This is a genomic window from Chryseobacterium cucumeris, from assembly GCF_001593385.1.
GTDB classification, from domain to species: Bacteria; Bacteroidota; Bacteroidia; order Flavobacteriales; family Weeksellaceae; genus Chryseobacterium; species Chryseobacterium cucumeris.
In genome coordinates this window covers 230,966-247,748 of the sequence record NZ_LUVZ01000046.1, presented here as the reverse complement: position 1 = coordinate 247,748, position 16,783 = coordinate 230,966, and the positions used below count along the sequence as shown (strand labels likewise).

Genomic DNA, 16,783 nt, shown 5'->3' with positions numbered 1-16,783 from the left:
TGTTGTGCTAATTCAAGTACGCCTAACTTGTTTTTGATGATTTTTTGTTGTGTAGTCATAATACTTAATCTGTTTTAAAGTTATTCTTTTTGATTATAACTGTCAGATTAAGTATTGACTAATTCATATAAACACAAGTTCAAGCCTGTCGATATAAAGAAAAATCTCCACCTTTCAGGTCGTATTTTTCTTTATAAACTTGCTTATTAAAATCTGCAACGATAATTAAATGGCTTTCTTTTTTTTCCTTTTTTCTTTTAGAAGTAATTAATTTAGAAAGGATATCGATTCTTTGCATCAAGGTTTTAAATGCTTTTAAAAAGATGAGATTATTTTTTATCTATTACGTGATAAAAATAACTGAATGGTTTACCATAGTATGGCACCTCTCGATCTTCTTTTTCTTTTTCAGTAAGTAAACTATATATCTGTGATGAGTAAGAATTATATTTACTTGATAGAATTAAAAGACTAGCACTCTTTATCAACAGCTCTTTTCTGTATTTAGATAAAATAAATTTAGTATTTAAGATTTTACTATTTTGAAGTTCCAGTCTAATAGCTTCAGAGTCAGCATATGATATTCCACCTATTTTAATAAAAAAATGTTTTCCGATTTTCCTCGCTTCATCGGAAGGTCTTGGTTTTGCTTCTGGGATCTTTTCAAGTTTCTTTTTAAATCTAGATAAATGTTTCGACCTATAATGATCTAATCTTCTTAATTGTGTTCGCAAATTATGATTATCACACAACAATGTAAAACCATTTACCCAACACATTTCGTTATCAGAAAATTTATAATTTTTCATAGTGACCCTCCCAACGGACATACCTATTAGTTTGTTTGAGACGGATTCTAAGATCATCTCATCTGACTTTCTCTTTCCATTTTTTAATATTGAAAGAGTATGTTCCGTTAAATCTCTTATTTTACGTTTTTCTTTAGTAAGCGAACTCTTTCTAACCCGTAAAGTCCCGTTATAACATATCTCATACCCGACAAAACCAATTCGATCTAAAGAATTGGTTGAAAGTTTTGACCATTTGTAGGGTGATTTACTTTTTGAATCATTCCAAAAAATTTTTTTATTTATTTCACTGACAGGTTTAGGAGGATGAGAAATTAACTTTAGCTTTTCTAGGCCGTTAAAATAAATTTTAGTTTTTTCATTACAAATTTTTCTGTTAGGATGAATTAAAAGCATATCATCACAAAACCTTACATAACACAGCTTTTCATCTTCATCAGCTTTCATTTCCATATCAATACTGTGAAGAACAATATTTGCTATCAGACCTGATAATGCACCACCCTGTGGAATTCCAATGCGATTTCTCCTAATATTTTTGTAACAATTTAATTTAAGTAAGTCATCTTTTACCCATTCAAAAGTTCCTCCTTCACGTTTTTTTTCAATCCAGTAATTCTTATCATTATTAAGGGCATAGACAAATTTCTGAAAATCATAACACTGTAAATACTTGTTGAATATTAGAATTGCTCGATTATCAATTTTTACTTTATTCGTTTTATTATGTATTTTAATAACATCTCTAAATTTTTCTCTAACTATATTATGATTCACTGTATCAAAAAACTTACTGATATCACATTCAGATACCCACAAGCGTTTTCCTTTGTATTTGTTTTTGTATTCTAGAATATGTTCTATAGCACTATGATGCGTGGGAGGAAATTTCGCATCGTCTTTTTTTGCTCTAAAAGCATAGGAATGATCATAAAAAATATTATCAAATGCCTTTGTCAAATATTTATTTATAATTGAAATTATAATTTTATCTTTTAATGGGAAAACACAGATTGGACGACAAATTTTACAGCTTTTGTCATTTGGTTTTTTAAGCTTGGATAATATCTGTGGCGATGTAAGCGAAAAACTTTTATCATTGATTGACTCAATTATCTCATCAATAAAATTTTCTAATCTAAGTAAAAAAGGTTCTGTTGGATTAGTTTTTCTATAATGATAAATAGTCTTAATTAAAGCTCTCGTATTATGATCTACAGAATTTATGCGTTGTCCATCATTTTTAGGATACCTTTCTTTTATTGTAGGATTAATCCATTTTCTGCGAGATGGCATTATTGAGCATAATAAATCAATGTCATTTCCCTTATGTCTATTACTTTTTTGATTATTATAGTGATAATTGTAATTCTGGTCAGCAGAAATGATATGATCAAGATGCGATTTACCACGATGTCTTGCAAGTTTTGCTCTTGCTTTACATAAGCGAAATAGAATTTCTTCTCTATTACAATAGTCTTCTAACATAAAAATAAATAATGGATGGAGAGTCCCCGATTTTAAACCATAATACTGACAATTGCCAACTTACCAACTACTGCGGTGTGAACCGATTTTTATATCCAGTAGTGCCAACACGATCCACTCATTAAATAAGTTACCGTTTAGTTACTCTCCAAACCAAAATCTTTTTTATATATAAATCCTTTTTGTACCGCCAAATGTATTACTGTGTTAAATTTAATCATTTTTTTATTATTGATATAACATTCCTTCAACATATTAGTGCAGTTAATTTCGTTAAATTTTGATTCATCCATTTTACTTAGTTCAATAAAAAAAATGATCCCTAAATCATAAGTAAACGAGCTAGAAATAGCTAACGCTACTCGTAACCAGTTATCGTATTCATAGGTAATTGATTTTTTATTTTTATTTAGGAATTTTATAATGCTTTGAATTTCTTTCTTTTTTGTTGGGCTATTTTTATTAAGTGGATTATGAAGAATATTCTTCATTTCTTTCGCATTCACTACCCCTTTAATAGATCTAATTTGAGCTACAGTGGTAGTTTGTAGTTCTAATTTTGCATCCTTTTTTATTAAGAATTTTTCTGTGATTTCGTCGTTTTTAATAACAATATTGTCATCTTGCGAAATAAAACAAAGTCGAGTAAAATCTTTACCGCTCTGATCTAAGTCGATTTGATATTTTTCTTTAAAATAGGATGAGATTTTTGCAAAGGCAGAGTAATGCCAGATATCAATTTCGTTTGAATTTATATTTTCTTCAAAACTAATTTGTATTAACCCCTTTATACCATTACCTGAAGGTGATAACCATAAAGCGAACAGATAAATATCTGAAGATAATAACTCAAAAACATTCTTTACATTTTCTAATCCAATATCATCTATATCAATAATCATTAATGAATTATAATTATTAAGATTTTCTTTTGTTCTAGAGGAATCATTGAAATTTGCACAAAAAGTAGCAACAGGTAATTTTTTCTTTTTTATTCCATAAAGACCATCTTCACTTATATAATGATGTCTTAATTGATCTGTAATGATTTTGTGTTGATCACTTTTTATCTCCATTAAAACATCTAATAATTTTCGATGAGATATTTTACCCCAAAAATTATCTTGATAAGAAACAATAATATTTTCCATATAGCGGAATGAGTTTATAGAAAAGTTTTAATCAGTGTTTATTTTTGGCAACAAATTTCAGGATCTAAAAACAATTACTTTTTTCTTTTTTTGCAAAAGGCTCAACCATCAGTTGAGCCTTTCCTATGAAAAAGTAATTATCCCGAATTACTTATATTTTTATTTGTTAATTAGCTTCTCAAGTCTAGCCATCATTTCATCTTTTTCTTTCAGCATTCTTTCATACAAAGCAATCTTTTCCTCGTGAATTTTTAAAATTTGCTCAACTGGATGAAACGTAGGATTGTCATTTCTTTGAAATCCAATACTATGATCCCCGAACGTATTAGCAATAACATTAACAGCTAGTTCCTCATCAAAGTTCTGAAAAGCTTCCACAGGAATTTTTAGAGCATTAGAAATTGCTTTTAATAGGTCATCTTCTATAATATCTTTCTGTTCTAACATAGAAATTTTCTTTTGATTCCATTCCTCTCCCAAGTCAAATGCTAAAGCTTCCTGCTTGATACCAAGCATTTCTCTAAAGCGTTTCACATTTCTTCCTTGATGTATTTTCTGTTCCATAGCGGTTATCAAAATTTTTAAGGCTTAAAGATAAAGCCATTTCTATTAATTCGTCTGAATTGTAAAGTTAAAAAATTATCCTGTAAAATATCCATTCCATCGGATATTTTATTCCTAAAAAGTATAGATTATTCACACTGAAGACCAGAATTTAGTTCTCGATTTTAAATTTTATTATTATGAAAAAGATAAAAATATCGATGGAAACCAATTTCTGGGCGACATACGAAATTGAAGATCCTTTTGAGCTAATCAACGCTTTTTTTAACTACTGTACTGTAGACAGCTATAAAAATACACTCAACGAGATTATGCTGTTTGTCTACAAGGCTGAGGTCTGTAACAAAGAACGTCCGGGAGACGTCTTCGATTTTCATACTGCTGTAAGATCATTTATAAGGGGAGCTTATCTGCTAACATTCAAAGCTAAGAGATGGAAGATAAAAGATGTTCCCGAAGAATGGCAGATCATAAGTCAGGCATCTTTAAACAAAGAAGAGTATGAAGATCCGTTTTTGGTTTTTGAAAAAGCATTTAAATGCAAGACACTTGAAGAGTACGAGTTTTTCCTTAATGAAATTGTTCACGTATCACTTTCGCCATATAAGGAAGAATTTGATTACGATCTCATCACTCCGCACATTTACCTAGTTAAAATGCTGGATGCAGCGCAGGTAATGAGTGACAGAGGTGTCAAAAAGATCAACAATAAAAAAATCGACAATCCCGAATAATATATCCCTTTTCGGAATAGAATATCCCTCATTCCTTTTTCAACTTTACTAAAGCAAAATTATTGAAATGAAAAAGAACGCACCCTTTAGTAAAGAGAAACAGCTTGTACAAACAAGAGAGCAAGCTGAGATCGCATTAAATATTCTGGTTCAGAATTCTCAAGGAGAAGATCTTGAATTAGGTATATTCCGCCTGCGTGAACAACTGAATAATCCCAGACTTACAGAATTGCTCGATAGCTATCCTGATTTGATTCAAGAATACGAATTGGAGAAATTATTATCAGGAGAGATTGAGATCAAAGATGCAAGCAGGCGGGATGTCAAGACGGCAGGACTGCTGTCCTGCCTGTTATTACTCATTCACTTTTACTTTGACAAGGATAAGGGTAATTTGAATAAATGCAATGTTGATGATGTGACTCAATTTGATAGCATAAATTATATAATGAATGCAATCACTTTCGAGGAATGTATTAATGAGCTATTCCCACTAATATTATCAATAGTAGGAATTGATTACTTTAAGAAATATCAAGAAAATATGAAAGATCCTGATTTTGTTTTGAAACAGACTTTGGGATTTGACAGCGATCCCGAAATGGGTGTACATATCGATATGATGGTATGGTTTGCCTTGGTTCGCTTATTTATTGAGGCTATCTTTATATACTACGATAGTGATTATGAAACAAAAAACGATCAGCTATGAAAACGCCAAATAAATCTCCGTTTTCAGTTCTCGTCAACGAGTTCTTGGAAAATACATTGGATCAGCTTGTACACGACTATTCAATTGTTCAGATATTCCACAAGCAGGAAAAGAACTCAACGAAATCACACCTACTGATCTCCGTTTCTAAAAATGCAGATGCTTTAAAATTGCAGTCAAAAAGATGGGTTGCCGAAGTCAGAGAACAATATCAGGTCTATATTTATTTCATTGATTATTCCAGAATCGAATACCAATTCTCAAAAGGTGATCCATTCATAGAATACCATTGTCATCAGTCATCAATGATCTATCAGAAAGAAGATTCACGTTCTTCACTTTTGATCAATAGAAACTGGAAAAAATATCACAAAAAGTTCAATCGGTACGAAGATTCTTTCCACCACGACCACGAAATCCATCGGGTACAGGTAGAAAGACTTATCTCAGAGGATTCTTATAACAGTATCTTCACCTCTTTCGAAGAACTGATAGAATATGACCTGGAATATCTAGAGAAATTGTATACCGGAAATAGGACAAGTGACATCGATCTCAATCAAAGGATAAATAATTTGTTGATTTATATTCCGGAACTCAAGCAATTTTTTGTCAAAAAGAATCAACACGAATATTTTGTAACTGAACTTTTTGACGAAGCAAAGAAGGCGATTGAGGAAGATGAGATTATTTATAACAACGAAATGTTTGAATCATTACGCATCATTGAGGATTCCTTATTTACATACATCGAAGCTAGATTTTATGAATTGAAACATCTGATCAAAAAGCAATATGAAGAAATTTATAAGGTCGACCAATATTTGTTTCCAATGGAAGAATATCCAAAAGATGAAATACTTGAAAGAGCTATTGACAGAATCCTGACTTTTGTAGAATTAGAGCAGATCTATTACTTTCATCAAACAACCTATGGAAAAGTTACCACTTACTATCTACTTTTGATCGGTTTGAATGTCAATAATGAAAAAATAAAATCCATCACTCATTCTTTGACGAGCCTTTTTGGAACTCAATACAAATTTTTATTGGTCGGTCACGATCGGTACTGGATTCAAAAGAATCTTTATCAATACCAGAGCTTCTTTGTTTTCATTATGCAAGCCAAACATTTGGTCTTTTCCTCGGACGAATATCATCCCGAACCGCATTGGCAGATGCCTCATCATCCACAGCACAATGACTTGCATTTCCATTACAAGAGCACATTGGAAAGTTCATTGCAGTTTTATAAACTGATCCATGGAGAAGAAAAAAATTATCAAGGTGTAGATAATCTCTTCGCATTATTTCTCCTGTCCTTTTGCAGAACTTACATATATGCAAAAGCATTTTATCTGCCTAATTATATGACCAGTGAAGCCCTTTGGCAATTATGCATCTATGCTGATAAGGACATTCATAAATACCACTATCTATTTGATCAATTCTCTAGTAATATATTTTCTTTTACTGATTATAATATGAGCGTACATCACAGTATAGCAAAAGTTAACACTGAGAAAGCAGATCAGATGAAAATGATTGTAGACAAGTTGATGGAGGTACTTAAAGAAGTTGTGATAGATGGTAAATTATTATTGAATTTTGAGATTGATTCTCTCTGTGAAAAAATTGCTGATTAAACACTTAACAGAAGAATGACTCTAATAAAATGCGAGGTTTATTTAGGTTAAGACTTTTGATGCCTAAGAGTGCACCAAGGTACTTACCATTAATAAAATGGAATTTCTCTGAATTATATTTAGGGAAATTCTGCATTTATGTCTCAGACAAAAGAAATAAAAAAAATACCAATTGAGGAAGTAATTGAATATTTCCGATCAGAAGGTATGGAATTGACAAAAGAGGAAGCTGAACAAATAATGGAATTTCTATACAATCTTACCTTAATGGTCATCAAAAAGTATTTCGATACTGATCATAAATCATACTCATAATAGAATATTGAGTGCTGATAAATCCGACATTCTATTGTTCTACCATACCTCAATATTACTCAACAGAATTAAATTTTAAAATTATGAAAACAGCAGATCTATATATTCGTGTTTCTACAGACGAACAAGCAGATAAAGGTTATTCCCAAAGAGACCAGGAAGAACGTTTAAGACGTTTCTGTTCACAAAATAATTTTACTGTTGGTAATGTCATTTATGAAGATCATTCTGCAAAATCTTTCAACCGTCCCGAATGGAAGAAGCTTTTGACTGAACTTAAGAAGAGAAGTTCTAAAACCAATGTCATTTTGTTTACAAAATGGGATCGGTTTAGCAGAAACGCAGGCGATGCCTATCAGATGATAAGCATCCTATCAAAATTAGGTGTGGACTTACAAGCCGTTGAACAACCGCTTGATCTTTCCATCCCGGAAAACAAAATGATGTTAGCCATCTATCTGGCTGCGCCTGAGGTCGAGAACGACCGAAGAGCATTGAATGTTTTTTATGGAATGAGAAGAGCTGTTAAAGAAGGTCGTGTTATGGGCAAAGCTCCATTTGGATACGCAAATAAGATTACAGAGAATGGGAAAAAGTATATTGCAATCAAAGAACCGGAAGCAACAAAAATGAAGTGGGCATTTAATGAGTTGTCAAAAGGAATTTATGCAAGCAACTCTATAAGAACTAAAATAAATGAGTCTTTGAGAAAAAGTGTGAGCAGAACATCTTTTCATATAGCTATTCGTAATCCCATTTATTGCGGTAAAGTGTTTGTTCCAAAGCATAAAGATGAGGAAGCCTGTTTTGTAGAAGGTCAACATGAACCTTTGATCAGTGAGGAACTTTTTGACAAGGTACAAGAAATACTAGATGGTAAGAAACGACCTCAAAGACCGAACACAAAAATCACTGTTCAGGAAAACTTTCCTCTTCGAGGGTTTCTAACGTGCCCTAACTGTGGTAAGACCATTACTGCCAGTGCTTCGAGAGGTCGAAATAATCGATACTATTATTACCATTGTAATTCTACCTGCGGGTTCAGAGAAAGAGCGGAACTTGTCAATAAAGTTTTTGAAGATGGATTGATGACATTTGAAATGAATGCACCAGTTAAAAAATACCTTAAAATGCTTTTGACGGAGAATTATCATAACTTCATAAATGATCCATTAAAAGAGAAAAAGAAAATATCTCACGAAATTGACTCGCTGAATAACAAACTATCTTTTGCCCGAAATAAGTTTCTGTCAGAGATCATTGATGATGATGAATATTTGGAGATTAAGAGAGCATGTAAAGAGCAAATTTCAAAGTTGGAAGAAGAATTAAATATCAATTCTGTTCCACAAATTAACAATATAGATAAACTGCTCGAACAAGCCTTAGAGACACTTCAAAATATCGGAAAACACTATCAAGAAGGGGGAATTGAGACAAAGCGGGCAATAATTGGTTCGATATTTCCTGAAAAATTGGAATTTGACGGAAAACATTATCGAACCGCCCGAATTAACTCCATAGCACACCACATCTTTCAGATTAATAATGAGTTAGCAGGTGTAAAAAAAAAGAGAAACGATCAAAATGATCATTTCTCCTTGATTGTAGACTCACAGGGATTCGAACCCCAGATGACTGAACCAAAATCAGTAGTGTTACCGCTACACCATGAGTCTGTGTTTGTTTTAGTGGTGCAAATTTACAGCTTTTTTCTTTACATACAAGAACTTTTTGAATTTTTTTTTAAATTTACTGTAGAATTTATTCACGGAAAATATGCTGATAGACTTCAATAATCTCAATATTAATCAATTATCATTCGATACTGAATTTGAAAAGAAAGTAAAAATTTTTCTGGAAGAATGGTTTTCAGAAAAAACAGGAGTAAATGTCCAGACTTCGGGTTCTACCGGAGTGCCCAAAATCTTTGAAATTGAAAAAAAGAAAATGGTCAATTCAGCAGTGATGACCTGTAATTTTTTAGGATTAAAAGGAGGAGATACGGCATTACTTTGCCTGCCTGTAGAATACATTTCCGGAAAAATGATGGTTGTCCGTTCTATAGAAAGAAAATTAAAATTAATAATTACCAATCCTTCTCTAAACCCTGTTGAAAATCTGGAAGAAGAAATAGACTTTTGTGCCATGACGCCTCTTCAGGTAGAAAACTCACTGGAAAAACTTCACCTGATTAAAAACCTGATTATTGGTGGTGCCGCCGTTTCAGAAAGCCTGAAAAGTAAAATTCTGCAGATGAACCTTAGTCCTTCCAACCGTATTTTTGAAACCTATGGAATGTCTGAAACCCTTTCTCATATTGGTTTGAAACAATTGATGCCTGAGCAGGAAGATTATTTCACCGTTTTTGAAAATGTAGCGATCTCTTTAGATGATAGAGGCTGCCTGAAAATTTTTGCACCTAGTGTAAATGCTGAAGAACTGCAAACTAATGACTTAGTTTATATTAAGAATGAAAAACAGTTTAAATTTCTTGGAAGAATTGACAATGTGATTAATTCCGGTGGCGCAAAGATTTTTCCTGAAACCCTTGAAGCTTTGGTAAAAAAAGAACTCCCGAACGAAGCCATATTTGTAGGGCTGCCGGATGAAAGTTTGGGTCAGAAATTGATATTGATTATAGAAGGAGATGAATCTGATGAGGTGAAAAGGAAAGTTTCAGAAATACCATTTGAGAAAAATTTCCACAGGCCGAAAGACATAATTTTCATCAGGGAAATTCCGAGAACTCCCAACGGGAAGGTAAACAGATTGGATTTGTATAAAAATTTAAATAGAGATCTCTAGTTGATTCTGGTATCTCAAAATCTTAAAAAAATGAAAGACTTTTCAAAAGAGCTCAGTTTCAAAACTTCACGCAGCAGCGGTGCAGGAGGACAAAAGGTCAATAAAGTGGAGACTGCCGTTACCGTACTTTGGAAAGTAGATGCATCAGAATTTTTTAATGAAGACGAAAAAGTATTGATTCAGCTTAAACTGAAAAATAGAATCAATGCAGACGGTTTTTTATTCCTCTCAGTATCTGAAAGCAGAACACAACTGATGAATAAAAATAAAGCCATTGAAAAAATACTTGAAATAGTAAACAAAGCACTCATTGTTCCCAAAAAGAGAACAGCAACGAAACCTTCAAAAGGGCAGAAACAAAAGAGACTGGATAATAAGAAAAAGCTTTCTGACAAAAAAGAAAACAGACGTTTCAGGTTTTAATTGGTTTCTCCAGCAGAAAACTTTATTTTTGCCGGAAACTTTAAAACCATGATAAAAAAATTAATCTTGGCTGGAGTATTCTCAATCTCCGCCATGTCTTTCGCTCAGAAATTTTCTATCAGGCCTTCTGTAGGGTATGCATGGAGAACAGCAAAAACAATTTCCGGGCTTAGCAAGGAAGAAAAAGACTATGTAAAAGACCTTAAAAACGGACTGAACTTTGATATCACTGCCCATTATGAGATAAATAACGGTTTTGGACTTGGGCTAAAATACTCTCATTATAGTGCATCCAGTGACGGGTTTTTGCTTGGCTATGTAAATGGAATGCCTGTATCTGTTCCTGTGACTACAAAGGATAATATTACATTTTTTGGAGTTTCCGGACTTATTTCAAATGATAATTCGACTACCAGACATAAAGTATTTGCAGATATTGCATTGGGAGTACTTTCTTATACTACCAAAACTGGAGATGTAAAAGGCACAGGAAGTACTTTCGGGGCAGAAATTGATTTTGGTTACCGATATCAGATCAGTAAAAATTTCCTTATTGGACCAAAAGTTGGTTTAAGTGGTGGTACTCTGAACAAAATGAAGTTTAACGGAGTAACCTATAAATTTGATGATGACCAAAAAGAAGGTTTACATAGGGTTTCTTTAAGTGCAGCCGCTACATTCCGTTTTTAAGCTGTATCTTTGTTTGAATTAATAATAATTGATAATGACAGCAACAATCTTTTTATCTGCAGAACACCGCCGGCCAGGATTGCTGCTGTCTTTACTTTACCTTCATACAGATTCTTTTCTGAAAAGTTCTAAGGACTTCATTATCTAAGCCCTGTCAGGATCCAAGACAGGGAATCAATCCGGATTTTATATATCACTTTTTTGCAGTTTTCTAGAGAAGAAGGCTGTCATACGTCTGTATTCTACATTGGGTCGTCAGAGAATAACTGCATTTTAATTAAAAAAAATAATGAAAAATGTCCAATCATATTATTGTAACTACCGGAATTTATGATGCTATAAAAGATACACTCAGAAGAAAAAAAGTGAGTAGCGGAGAAGAGAAAAGATTAGCTGAAGAGCTTAGAAAGGCAAAACAAGTGCTGAGAAGAGATCTTCCTGCCGATATTGTAACGGTTGAAAGAAAAGTAACATTAAAAGATCATACATTAGATTTTGAACACGAATATATTTTTGTGGCATCTACCAAAGAAAAGCTTAAAAAAAATAAACATTCCATCCTGTCGGATATTGCGCTTGCAGTAGTAGGGTATAAAGTAGGAGATATTATCAACTGGCCTTTCAAAGACGGAGAAAGAAAAATTGAGATCCTGAAAGTGGAACGCTGGGAAGGATAAATCTCTGTGAATATTATTAAGTTCAATGATAATGAAAGCGTGGCTCAATTTGGGCTGCGCATTTTTTTGAATACTATATGTTATAAGGAGCAAATATTTGATCTGCGGGAATATTTCAATAAAAATTAAACTTCATCCTTGCTGAACATTTAATACTGCTCGAATTTGAATGCTCTTGCGCATTTATGTATCCAACAAAACAGCTTTAGGATTTAACAAATGATAAAAAATACTCCTCTATCACACTTTCTTCAAGTGCTTTGATTACATTCCGTTTTTAAGTTTTATCTTTGCAAAAATTTAAAAAATGAGCAAACCGATAACTGAATTCATAGAAAAGTATTACCTGCACTTCAACGCAGCTGCATTGGTGGATGCTTCTAAAGGATATGTTGCACATCTTAAAGATGGCGGAAAAATGATGATTACTTTGGCTGGAGCAATGTCTACTGCTGAATTAGGGAAGATTCTTGCTGAAATGATCCGTCAGGGAAAAGTAGATTTTATCTCTTGTACAGGTGCTAACCTTGAAGAAGATTTAATGAATCTTGTAGCACACTCTCACTATGAAAGAGTTCCTCATTATAGAGATTTAACAGCTCAGGATGAGTGGGATCTTTTGGAAAGAGGTCTTAACAGAGTTACAGATACTTGTATCCCTGAAGAAGAAGCTTTCAGAAGATTACAAAAACATATCGTAGAAATCTGGAAAGATGCAGAAGCTAAAGGAGAAAGATATTTTCCTCACGAATTCATGTACAAAATGATCCTTTCAGGAGTATTGGAGCAGTACTATGAAATTCCTAGAGAAAACTCCTGGATGATTGCAGCTGCAGAAGCTAACTTACCAATCGTAGTTCCGGGATGGGAAGATTCTACAATGGGTAATATCTTCGCTTCTTACTGTATCAAAGGAGAGCTTAAAGCTACTACAATGAAATCAGGAATCGAATATATGACTTACCTTGCTGACTGGTATACTAAAAACTCAGGAGGAAAAGGAGTTGGATTCTTCCAGATTGGTGGAGGTATTGCAGGTGATTTCCCAATTTGTGTAGTTCCGATGTTGTATCAGGATATGGAAATGCATGACATTCCTTTCTGGTCTTATTTCTGCCAGATTTCTGACTCTACTACATCTTATGGTTCATATTCAGGAGCTGTTCCAAATGAAAAAATCACTTGGGGTAAACTGGATATCACTACACCGAAATTTATCGTTGAAAGTGATGCTACCATCTGTGCACCATTGATGTTCTCTTATATCTTAGAAAACGCTTAAGAATAAACATCTCCTAAGAGATTACAATATCAGCGCTTCAATTTAATTGGAGCGCTTTTTTAGAAGTTAAACATAGATATGTTTTAAAAACTAAAAACAATTAAGATTATTTGTGGAAATCTGTGGAATCTGCATAAAAATAAGTCAATCTAATGAATTCACCAGTACAAAATAACGATACGCCAGAATTCCCTTTTCCATCTTAGTCAGATGATTAGGATCTTTATGACTCAGTTTTGGAGGAACTTTTTTATTAACTGCATTCAACAGCCTGAAAAATGATTTTTTCATATCTTTATCTTTTAATGAAACATCATCGAGTTTGATAGAATTCAAAAATGATGCAAAAATATAGAAAACAAATATGGACGAGATTTTTAAACAACAGGTCTACGAAGTGGCAAGACTTATTCCCAAAGGAAGAATATCCACTTATGGCGCTATAGCAAAGGCTGTTGGCTACCCTAATCATTCCAGACATGTAGGAAAAGCTATGGGAGGATGTCCGAAGGATGTTCCAGCTCACCGGGTAATTTCCAGTTCAGGAGTTCTGTCTGTTCCGGAATTTCAGTCTAAGCTGGAAGCTGAAGGGATCACTGTGGAAAATCTCAGAATAAAAAATTTCAAAAAACTGTTCTGGGATCCATTGGAGGAATTGTAATTTGATGAAATTTAATCTCATTATAAAAAAATGTCACTCCATACATTAATATGAAGTGACATCAATATTTTCTACAGTTTGAAACTGTATTATTTTCTTCCTCTTGGGAGACCTTTCAGTTCCTCTTTCAGTCTTTCATTTTCCTCTTTTAGCAAAGTGATATAGCCTTGAAGATTTTCAATAATCGCTCCCGGAATATTATCATAATTATTCTGGTTAGTAATTACTCCCGCAGAAGATGATCTGTCATTAAATACAGGATGATCATTATTGATAATTACTGCAGGTTCATCCTCTTCATAAATGTCCTCAAATGGTACATCCAGAAAACGGGCAAGTTTGTCCCATTCATCTTTTACAATTCTTACATCACCGCTTTCTTTTCTGCTATAATTGGAAACATCTGTTGCGATAAAGTCAGCTACCTGTTGCTGAGTATAGCCTTTTTGCTTTCTGATGACGCGTAATTTTTCTTTTTGCATGACCGACATTTTATACAAAAATGGCAAAAAAGCAGAAGCTATACAATAGAAAGTAGAAAAAAATATGTGATAAAGAATAAGATTAACGATAAAAGGAAACCAGACTTAAAAAGACCAATATTATCTGATGTAATTGTTGAAAATTTTCTTAGTGCTAGCCGTTTATTTCACAATAACTTCCGATTGATTAAAGATTATGGAAGAGTTGGTATTTAAACCTTATAGGTTTCTAAATCCAATAAGTTTTGGATTAGCAGCACACAATTTTGTCAAAAACAAAATCCTTACGTCCTAAAATATTTAGTATTCAAAAAAACAGCACCCTTGCGTTTTTCCAATCTTTCTTCAGATAAAAAAAGACTGCTTCAAAATGAAACAGTCTCTTGTAAATTATTTTTCAAGTTGCTTATAGCTTCTCTGTATAAAATCTGTCAGGTCTTTTCCTTTCAGTAAGTTTTGTGAAAGCTTGGCAAGATCCAGAGCATATTTGATTAAACTTTCCTTCTCTTCAGCATTCTCAGTCTTTAAGATCTGACTGGAAAGCTCACTGTTTGAGTTCACCACAAGATTGTACATCTCCGGGAACCCTCCCATTCCGAACATACCGCCTCCGCCTGTAGCCTGCATTTCCTTCATTCTTCTTATGAATTCAGGCTGGGTAATAGTGAACGGAGCATCATTGCTGTCAAGATCTTCAAGCTGTACCGTAAATTTTGAATCCTGAATAGCTTCTTCTACATTCTTTTTCAATGATTCTTTTTCCGTTTCATTCAATTTTGAAATTACCGGCTCGTCTTTTTTGATAAGGTTATTAACATGATCAGCATCTACTCTTGCAAACGAAATATTTTCTTTTGAAGTTTCCAGTTTCTGAATCACATGCGAAATAATAGGAGAATCTAATAACAGAACTTCATATCCTTTATCTCTCGCAGACTGGATGTAGCTATGCTGTTCGTCTGCATTGGTAGCGTACAGTACAACCAGTTTGTTATCCTTATCGGTTTGGCTAGGTTTGATTTTCTCTACCAATTCATCCCAAAGGAAATATTTGCCATCTGTGGTAGGATACAATGTGAATTTGTCTGCCTTTTCAGCAAATTTTTCTTCAGTAACGATTCCGTATTCAATAACTACCTTGATGTCGTTCCATTTTTGTTCATAATCTTCACGGTTTTCGTTAATCAGAGAAGCCATTTTATCGGCTACTTTTTTCGTGATGTAAGATGAAATTTTCTTTACAGCACCGTCTGCCTGAAGATAAGAACGGGAAACGTTCAATGGGATATCCGGAGAATCAATTACACCTCTCAGCAACATCAGGAAGTCTGGAACAATCCCTTTTACTTCATCCGTTACAAATACCTGGTTTTGATATAATTGAATTTTATCCTTATCAATATTCAAATTGTTGCTCAGTTTCGGGAAGAATAAAATTCCGGTAAGGTTGAAAGGGTAATCAACATTCAGGTGGATGTTGAATAAGGGTTCTTCAAACTGCATTGGGTACAGTTCATGATAGAACTTCATATAATCCTCGTTGGTCAGTTCACTTGGAGCGATGGTCCATGCCGGAATCGGATTGTTAATGATATTGTCTACCTCTTCTGTTTCAGCCACAGCATCTTCAGGAGCATCTTCAGGTAATGGAAGTGTATGGGTTTTAGTCCCGAATTTAATCGGAACAGGCATAAACTTGTTATATTTTAATAACAATTCACGGATTTTTGCTTCTTCTAAAAATTCTACAGAATCTTCTGCAATATGAAGAATGATTTCCGTTCCTCTGTCTGTTTTATCTGTTGTTTCTTCAAGAGTAAATTCCGGGCTTCCATCGCAGATCCAACGTACTGCCGGTTCATCTTTGTAAGACTTTGTAAGAATTTCTACCTTTTCTGCCACCATAAATGCAGAGTAAAATCCAAGACCAAAATGTCCGATAATCCCCGAATCTTTAGCAGAATCTTTATATTTTTCAAGGAACTCTTCAGCACCTGAGAAAGCAACCTGGTTGATATATTTTTCAACTTCTTCAGCCGTCATACCAATTCCCTGGTCGATGATACGTAGAGTTTTCTGGTCTTTATCAATTTTAACTTCAAGTTTTGGATTTCCATATTCCACTTTTGCTTCCCCAATGCTTGTTAAATGCTTCAGTTTTAGAGTAGCATCCGTTGCGTTAGAGATTAATTCTCTTAAGAATATTTCGTGGTCACTGTAAAGAAATTTTTTAATAAGCGGGAAAATGTTTTCCACAGATACATTAATATTTCCTTTAGTCATCATATTTTATAATTTTTAATTTTCAAATATTTCTCAAAAAAAATACCATCCGGAGGAA

16 protein-coding genes, 1 tRNA gene and 1 pseudogene are annotated in these 16,783 nt (G+C 33.4%); 10 read left to right on the top strand and 8 right to left on the bottom strand.

Annotated features, from left to right (window positions below):
* Positions 1–139: 139 nt before the first annotated feature.
* From A1704_RS24615 to A1704_RS22885, 4 genes are all read right to left on the bottom strand, one after another.
* Entirely contained in the window at positions 140–298 is a 159-nt protein-coding gene (locus A1704_RS24615) for a hypothetical protein (RefSeq protein WP_157885799.1), read from the bottom strand.
* A gap of 31 nt (positions 299–329) precedes the next feature.
* A complete protein-coding gene (locus A1704_RS22895) occupies positions 330–2,297 on the bottom strand; it encodes a reverse transcriptase/maturase family protein (protein ID WP_062676302.1) in 1,968 nt (655 codons plus the stop codon).
* 137 nt (positions 2,298–2,434) lie between these two features.
* The gene (locus A1704_RS22890) at positions 2,435–3,448 is read right to left on the bottom strand and encodes a BT4734/BF3469 family protein (RefSeq protein WP_062676301.1); all 1,014 of its coding nucleotides are present in this window, start codon (positions 3,446–3,448) and stop codon (positions 2,435–2,437) included.
* A gap of 159 nt (positions 3,449–3,607) precedes the next feature.
* Entirely contained in the window at positions 3,608–4,012 is a 405-nt protein-coding gene (locus A1704_RS22885) for a helix-turn-helix domain-containing protein (RefSeq protein ID WP_062676300.1), read from the bottom strand.
* Positions 4,013–4,191: 179 nt separating this feature from the next.
* On the opposite strand from A1704_RS22885, the gene A1704_RS22880 reads away from it, so the two are divergent.
* The 4 genes and pseudogenes from A1704_RS22880 to A1704_RS24985 form a co-directional block, all read left to right on the top strand.
* Positions 4,192–4,746, top strand: a complete 555-nt coding sequence (locus A1704_RS22880; RefSeq protein WP_065119729.1) for a hypothetical protein — start codon at positions 4,192–4,194, stop codon at positions 4,744–4,746.
* Positions 4,747–4,813: 67 nt separating this feature from the next.
* Complete coding sequence (locus A1704_RS22875) at positions 4,814–5,458, top strand: hypothetical protein (RefSeq protein ID WP_062676298.1); 645 nt, start codon at positions 4,814–4,816, stop codon at positions 5,456–5,458.
* A complete protein-coding gene (locus A1704_RS22870; protein ID WP_062676297.1) occupies positions 5,455–7,104 on the top strand; it encodes a DNA topoisomerase VI subunit B family protein in 1,650 nt (549 codons plus the stop codon). The genes A1704_RS22875 and A1704_RS22870 overlap by 4 nt, the downstream gene beginning before the upstream one ends.
* Positions 7,105–7,502: 398 nt before the next feature.
* Positions 7,503–8,438: pseudogene (locus A1704_RS24985) on the top strand (recombinase family protein); the annotation flags it as partial.
* A gap of 589 nt (positions 8,439–9,027) precedes the next feature.
* Here the strand turns inward: A1704_RS24985 and A1704_RS22860 are convergent.
* Positions 9,028–9,098 (bottom strand) — tRNA-Gln (locus tag A1704_RS22860).
* Positions 9,099–9,198: 100 nt separating this feature from the next.
* On the opposite strand from A1704_RS22860, the gene A1704_RS22855 reads away from it, so the two are divergent.
* From A1704_RS22855 to A1704_RS22835, 5 genes are all read left to right on the top strand, one after another.
* The gene (locus A1704_RS22855; RefSeq protein ID WP_062676296.1) at positions 9,199–10,227 is read left to right on the top strand and encodes an AMP-binding protein; all 1,029 of its coding nucleotides are present in this window, start codon (positions 9,199–9,201) and stop codon (positions 10,225–10,227) included.
* 30 nt (positions 10,228–10,257) lie between these two features.
* The gene (arfB, locus tag A1704_RS22850; RefSeq protein WP_062676311.1) at positions 10,258–10,650 is read left to right on the top strand and encodes an alternative ribosome rescue aminoacyl-tRNA hydrolase ArfB; all 393 of its coding nucleotides are present in this window, start codon (positions 10,258–10,260) and stop codon (positions 10,648–10,650) included.
* Between the two features lie 48 nt (positions 10,651–10,698).
* Positions 10,699–11,340, top strand: a complete 642-nt coding sequence (locus tag A1704_RS22845) for an outer membrane beta-barrel protein (protein ID WP_131797563.1) — start codon at positions 10,699–10,701, stop codon at positions 11,338–11,340.
* Positions 11,341–11,636: 296 nt separating this feature from the next.
* Positions 11,637–12,017, top strand: coding sequence for a GreA/GreB family elongation factor (locus A1704_RS22840; protein ID WP_062676294.1), 381 nt, complete (start codon positions 11,637–11,639; stop codon positions 12,015–12,017).
* A gap of 307 nt (positions 12,018–12,324) precedes the next feature.
* Positions 12,325–13,299: a deoxyhypusine synthase family protein gene (locus A1704_RS22835; RefSeq protein WP_047097747.1), complete on the top strand. Its 975-nt coding sequence runs from the start codon at positions 12,325–12,327 to the stop codon at positions 13,297–13,299.
* Between the two features lie 144 nt (positions 13,300–13,443).
* Here A1704_RS22835 and A1704_RS24775 read toward each other — a convergent pair whose 3' ends face one another.
* A complete protein-coding gene (locus A1704_RS24775; RefSeq protein ID WP_167348791.1) occupies positions 13,444–13,590 on the bottom strand; it encodes a hypothetical protein in 147 nt (48 codons plus the stop codon).
* 73 nt (positions 13,591–13,663) lie between these two features.
* Between A1704_RS24775 and A1704_RS22825 the strand changes: the two genes are divergently transcribed.
* Entirely contained in the window at positions 13,664–13,960 is a 297-nt protein-coding gene (locus A1704_RS22825) for an MGMT family protein (RefSeq protein WP_062676292.1), read from the top strand.
* A gap of 89 nt (positions 13,961–14,049) precedes the next feature.
* Here A1704_RS22825 and A1704_RS22820 read toward each other — a convergent pair whose 3' ends face one another.
* The gene (locus A1704_RS22820; RefSeq protein WP_062676291.1) at positions 14,050–14,442 is read right to left on the bottom strand and encodes a helix-turn-helix transcriptional regulator; all 393 of its coding nucleotides are present in this window, start codon (positions 14,440–14,442) and stop codon (positions 14,050–14,052) included.
* A gap of 390 nt (positions 14,443–14,832) precedes the next feature.
* Entirely contained in the window at positions 14,833–16,725 is a 1,893-nt protein-coding gene (gene htpG / locus A1704_RS22810) for a molecular chaperone HtpG (protein ID WP_062676289.1), read from the bottom strand.
* Positions 16,726–16,783: the final 58 nt, after the last annotated feature.

Coding starts and splice junctions, on each gene's coding strand:
- A1704_RS24615 (WP_157885799.1), bottom strand. CDS start 298: ATGCAAAGAATCGATATCCTTTCTAAATTAATTACTTCTAAAAGAAAA.
- A1704_RS22895 (WP_062676302.1), bottom strand. CDS start 2,297: ATGTTAGAAGACTATTGTAATAGAGAAGAAATTCTATTTCGCTTATGT.
- A1704_RS22890 (WP_062676301.1), bottom strand. CDS start 3,448: ATGGAAAATATTATTGTTTCTTATCAAGATAATTTTTGGGGTAAAATA.
- A1704_RS22885 (WP_062676300.1), bottom strand. CDS start 4,012: ATGGAACAGAAAATACATCAAGGAAGAAATGTGAAACGCTTTAGAGAA.
- A1704_RS22880 (WP_065119729.1), top strand. CDS start 4,192: ATGAAAAAGATAAAAATATCGATGGAAACCAATTTCTGGGCGACATAC.
- A1704_RS22875 (WP_062676298.1), top strand. CDS start 4,814: ATGAAAAAGAACGCACCCTTTAGTAAAGAGAAACAGCTTGTACAAACA.
- A1704_RS22870 (WP_062676297.1), top strand. CDS start 5,455: ATGAAAACGCCAAATAAATCTCCGTTTTCAGTTCTCGTCAACGAGTTC.
- A1704_RS22855 (WP_062676296.1), top strand. CDS start 9,199: ATGCTGATAGACTTCAATAATCTCAATATTAATCAATTATCATTCGAT.
- arfB (WP_062676311.1), top strand. CDS start 10,258: ATGAAAGACTTTTCAAAAGAGCTCAGTTTCAAAACTTCACGCAGCAGC.
- A1704_RS22845 (WP_131797563.1), top strand. CDS start 10,699: ATGATAAAAAAATTAATCTTGGCTGGAGTATTCTCAATCTCCGCCATG.
- A1704_RS22840 (WP_062676294.1), top strand. CDS start 11,637: ATGTCCAATCATATTATTGTAACTACCGGAATTTATGATGCTATAAAA.
- A1704_RS22835 (WP_047097747.1), top strand. CDS start 12,325: ATGAGCAAACCGATAACTGAATTCATAGAAAAGTATTACCTGCACTTC.
- A1704_RS24775 (WP_167348791.1), bottom strand. CDS start 13,590: ATGAAAAAATCATTTTTCAGGCTGTTGAATGCAGTTAATAAAAAAGTT.
- A1704_RS22825 (WP_062676292.1), top strand. CDS start 13,664: ATGGACGAGATTTTTAAACAACAGGTCTACGAAGTGGCAAGACTTATT.
- A1704_RS22820 (WP_062676291.1), bottom strand. CDS start 14,442: ATGCAAAAAGAAAAATTACGCGTCATCAGAAAGCAAAAAGGCTATACT.
- htpG (WP_062676289.1), bottom strand. CDS start 16,725: ATGACTAAAGGAAATATTAATGTATCTGTGGAAAACATTTTCCCGCTT.